At 34.0% G+C, this 4,238-nt stretch carries 5 protein-coding genes; all 5 read left to right on the top strand.

Going from position 1 to position 4,238, the window contains the following annotated elements; translation table 11 throughout:
* The first annotated feature begins 275 nt into the window (after nt 1-275).
* The 5 genes from LQZ75_RS09620 (at nt 276) to LQZ75_RS09600 (ending at nt 4,115) form a co-directional block, all read left to right on the top strand.
* Nucleotides 276-830 carry a hypothetical protein gene (locus LQZ75_RS09620; RefSeq protein WP_230097602.1) on the top strand — a complete coding sequence of 185 codons (555 nt, stop codon included), beginning with the start codon at nt 276-278 and terminating at the stop codon, nt 828-830.
* Complete coding sequence (locus LQZ75_RS09615; protein WP_230097601.1) at nt 817-1,296, top strand: type III toxin-antitoxin system ToxN/AbiQ family toxin; 480 nt, start codon at nt 817-819, stop codon at nt 1,294-1,296. The genes LQZ75_RS09620 and LQZ75_RS09615 overlap by 14 nt, the downstream gene beginning before the upstream one ends.
* Nucleotides 1,297-1,538: 242 nt before the next feature.
* Entirely contained in the window at nt 1,539-2,624 is a 1,086-nt protein-coding gene (gene mobV / locus LQZ75_RS09610) for a MobV family relaxase (RefSeq protein WP_230097600.1), read from the top strand.
* Nucleotides 2,625-3,221: 597 nt separating this feature from the next.
* Nucleotides 3,222-3,377, top strand: a complete 156-nt coding sequence (locus LQZ75_RS09605) for a ribbon-helix-helix protein, CopG family (protein WP_230097599.1) — start codon at nt 3,222-3,224, stop codon at nt 3,375-3,377.
* Between the two features lie 72 nt (nt 3,378-3,449).
* Nucleotides 3,450-4,115 (top strand): replication protein, encoded by a 666-nt coding sequence (locus LQZ75_RS09600; protein ID WP_230097598.1) that lies wholly within the window; start codon nt 3,450-3,452, stop codon nt 4,113-4,115.
* Nucleotides 4,116-4,238: the final 123 nt, after the last annotated feature.

Below are 4,238 nucleotides of genomic sequence, written 5' to 3'. Positions count from 1 at the left end.
TCATTAAGCTGGTTTTGTAGAGTTCCATAAACTCTCATTAAGCTGGTTTTATAGAGTTCCATAAACTCTCATTAAGCTGGTTTTATAGAGTTCCATAAACTCTCATTAAGCTGGTTTTATAGAGTTCCATAAACTCTTACTACAGTTATTTTAGCAGTCTATATTTATTTTATCTATCATTCAGCTTAAAATTTATTTAAAACAAGAATGCTTTTTGGTTTATTTTGAAGCTTTAAAATGCTATTATGGATATAAATATAAAGAGGAGAGATTAAATGACTCAGGCGACTGAAATTCGAAAGATAGTTATAAAATTTTTGAATGATAAAGAAATTGTTGAACCTGTTAGTTTGAAAACAGAGGTCCTTGGTATTCAGTATAAAAACTTGAAACGTATGTTACTTGATGAAAGAGATGAAAAAGATAAAAGAAAATTTACAGAAGGTGCTGTTATTGGAACTTTGAATACTTTGACATCTCGTAATCCTAATATAAAAAAAGTGAAAACTGAGAAAGGCACTTTCTTTTTTGATTATAAATCATATAAGAATTTAGGTTCTATTACTGGGAATACTGATTTATTAGAAAATGATATAAAAAATATTGAAGGTAGATTGAATGAATTATTGACAGACGTTAGAAATACCATTAGAAATAGCAAATCTAGGGTTGCTATAGAAAAAAATAATTCTAATGGTTATAGAATAGAAATGAATTATTTATCTGAAGTTCTTAATCATTTGACGGAGTTACGTTCAATAACAGATTCATATGAAAATGATAAATTAATTAACGATGAAAAGAAGGAATTTAATTATGGCAGATATTAATTTTTATTGTGTACAAAAAGATTATATTGATTATTTAAGAAAGACTGAAAGTAAGGTACCAAATGCAGATTATCATGAACAAGGTATGCATGAAAAAATTTATTGTGGTGCTTTAATTTCTGTTGGATCTCATACTTATTTTGCTCCGTTATCACACCAAACTTCAAATTCTCAATCGAGCTTTTTAATAAAGCATAAAGATGGTAAAGCATTTGCAAGTTTACGTCTTAAATTTATGTTTCCTGTTAGTTCAAGTTTGATATTTGAAAAAAAGATTAGTGATGAACATGATGAAAAATATCAAGGACTCCTTTCTGAAGAATTAACTTATTGCAGACAACATTCTTCTGAAATCAGGAAACTTGCTCAAAAAGTTTATGATAATAGAATCAATAGAAAACAAAATTTTCAGTACTTTTGTTGTGATTTTGAAGCGTTGGAAAAAGCTTCTGATTTGTATGATTAATAAATTTTACTATTAGAACTTTTGATTAAGCTGACTATTATTAGGCAGAAATTTTTATGAAATTTTATTTTTATGCAGTAGCCCGCCAGAGGTCTTTCTAGCCAGATAATAAGCGCAGAAAAAGAGCAGTTCTCCCAGTAGAAAGGGAGAACGATGCTACCTCGTAGAGCCCACACTTTACCTTGTAAAGTATAGTGGGTTATACTTTACTTGGAAGATAACTCCGAAATGAGGTGTGTACTATGAGTTTTGCAGTTGCTAGAATGACAAAATTAAAAGCTGATAATTTGGTTGGTATTGGTAATCATGACCAACGGAAAACGACCAATCACAGCAATGAAGATATTGATGTTTCCCGCTCTCACTTAAATTATGACTTAGTGGCAGGACGGACAAATAATTTTAAAACGGATATTGAAGCTTATATCAACGAAAACAAGGCTAGTAAACGGGCAGTTCGCAAGGACGCTGTTTTAGTCAATGAGTGGATTCTAACCAGTGACAAAGACTTTTTTGAGCAGTTAGACGAAACCGACACTCGCGAATATTTTGAAACGGCTAAACAATATTTTGCGGATAACTATGGCGAAGAAAACATTCGCTATGCAGTCGTTCACATGGACGAGAAGACCCCACACATGCATATGGGCATTGTTCCCTTTGATGACGATAAAAAGCTCTCAGCTAAGCGTATATTCAATCGTGAAGCCTTACAACGTATTCAGGATGAATTACCTCAGTACCTAAAAGAACATGGCTTTGATGTTGAACGGGGTAATAAAAACAAAGAGCGTAAAAATTTATCTGTTCCTGAGTATAAAGCTATGCGGGAAGATTTGAAAAAAATAGAGACCGAAAAACAAGAGACACAAGCAAAGCTTGCAGATACAAAAAAACAGCTTGATGAAATCAAGCCACGGGATAACAAAAAAATTGCTAGTAAACCAACTTTGCTGAATAAAAATAAAGTCACGGTTGATAAATCTGATCTCGCTGATTTGGAACAACGGGCTGTGACTAGCGACGCTTATAACCTTGAAAAAATTCATCTGGAAGTAGAAAATCATAGTTTACGTAATGATTTGAGCGAAGCCAAGGGTCACAACTATGAACTGAAAAAAGAAAATGAGCGATTGCAAAAACTAGTAGGAACGCTTCAAGGTATTATACGAAATGTTGATGAGTTTCTATACAAAAAACTAGGTATTAATCTACCTGAAAAGTGGCTAGAGCGTGCAGGACTAAAAGAACCGTCTAAAAAAGCCCCTGAAAGCTCACAAGAACTCGACAGACATAAATCTGATGAATTAGGCGGTCCACATCTTTAAAGCGCTTATATGGGCTTTAAATGGCATTTAAGAGCTTAATTTAACATCTCACTAGATTGAACGTAGTTAACTTTTGTGTCTGTCAACGGTAAATCGAATTAAAGGGGCTTGCTGCTTTAGCGGTTAGCCCCTTTTTGAGGCTTTAAGGAGTTGATAGACTAGCGGATAAAACACTTTTGCGCATGCAAAGAAAAGCACACCTGCTTTTTTTGCCTGCCCCACGGCGAGTGCGGGGTGAGCTTGAGCGGGAGCTCCCGCTCATTTACGGGGTCAAGCTGACACAGCTTGCGGGTTTGGGCGGAGCCCATATTTTGGTTTGAGTGGAATAAAAATTTTGAAAATCAGGGGGGGCAGGGAGCGAATTTCGCTCCCGTACTACGACCCCCCTTTTAAGTGCCGAGTGCCAATTTTGATAAAAAGGTGCTTTTAAGCCTTTGATATCAATGGTTACAGAGTTTTATATCTCGGCGAGTTTTTGGCGAGTTTTTAGCGAGTTTTTAGCAAAATAGAGGTTTCTAGCACATATTGTTGACAATAATGTTGCAAAAACGCATAATAGTGGTGTACTTAAATTTAATTTAGTTTGGAGTAAAAAATATGGCTACAAATAAAAAAAGAATTACGGTCAGTTTAACTGAAGACCAGTATTCTACTTTGGAAAAACTTGCGAAAGAAAAAGGTTTTTCTAAGTCTGCTATTTTAGTTTTAGCTTTAGAAGATTATTCAAGAAAGGAATTAGAACAAAAAAAATAAGCGAAAACTCGGCTTGGGCAAGACGAAAGTTTCCGCTAAACATTGTTGTTCTAACAAGGTTATTCTACCATTATGGCAAAAGACAAATCAAGATACTTCACCTTTTTGTTATATCCCGAATCTATTCCAGAAGATTGGAAGTCGAAATTGGAATTAATTGGTGTCCCAATTGCTGTTAGTCCATTGCATGATAAAGATAAAAGTACTGTGCCAGGACAAGATTTTAAAAAGCCACATTATCATGTTGTCTATGTGGCTAAAAACCCAGTTACTGCTGATAGTGTTCGGTACAAAATTAAACAGCTTCTAGGCGATCAGAGTATTGCTAAAGTACAAATAGTCATCAGAAGTATGACAAGTATGTATTTATATCTTACTCATGAATCGAAAGACGCTATCGAGAAGAAAAAGCATAAATATAATAAACAAGATATTACGCTGATTAATAATTTTGATATTGATAGATATATATCGCTTGATGTGGAAGATAAAGACGATATGTTGAATACTGTCTGTGATTTGATTGATGAATATGGGATAGCTAATATACGTGAATTGAAGCGTTTTGTTAGAGCTCATGGTAATGAGCATGGGCTTCCTAGTATGAAAATAATTAACTCTGTTTTGCGTGCGCATACTGCCTTGGTAAGGCTATATTTTGACGCAGTCTATCAAGAACGCAGATATGGTAGAGCTGATGTAGATAAAAATACTGGTGAACTTATAGACAGAAATTAGTATAAAGAATTAATTGCTTGTTATTTTTATAAAGCATTATAAAAAAGAGATAGTCGCGAGACTATCTCTTTTTTCATTAAGCTGGTTTTGTAGAGTTCCATAAACTCTCATTAAGCTGGTTTT

The organism is Periweissella fabaria (assembly GCF_918814575.1).
GTDB classification, from domain to species: Bacteria; Bacillota; Bacilli; order Lactobacillales; family Lactobacillaceae; genus Periweissella; species Periweissella fabaria.
The sequence above is the reverse complement of the archived record's forward strand: the minus strand, read 5'-3'. Positions and strand labels throughout refer to the sequence as shown.

Bases quoted from the DNA above. Each gene is read 5' to 3' on its own strand.
- mobV (WP_230097600.1), top strand. From the start codon at position 1,539: ATGAGTTTTGCAGTTGCTAGAATGACAAAATTAAAAGCTGATAATTTG.
- LQZ75_RS09605 (WP_230097599.1), top strand. From the start codon at position 3,222: ATGGCTACAAATAAAAAAAGAATTACGGTCAGTTTAACTGAAGACCAG.
- LQZ75_RS09615 (WP_230097601.1), top strand. From the start codon at position 817: ATGGCAGATATTAATTTTTATTGTGTACAAAAAGATTATATTGATTAT.
- LQZ75_RS09600 (WP_230097598.1), top strand. From the start codon at position 3,450: ATGGCAAAAGACAAATCAAGATACTTCACCTTTTTGTTATATCCCGAA.
- LQZ75_RS09620 (WP_230097602.1), top strand. From the start codon at position 276: ATGACTCAGGCGACTGAAATTCGAAAGATAGTTATAAAATTTTTGAAT.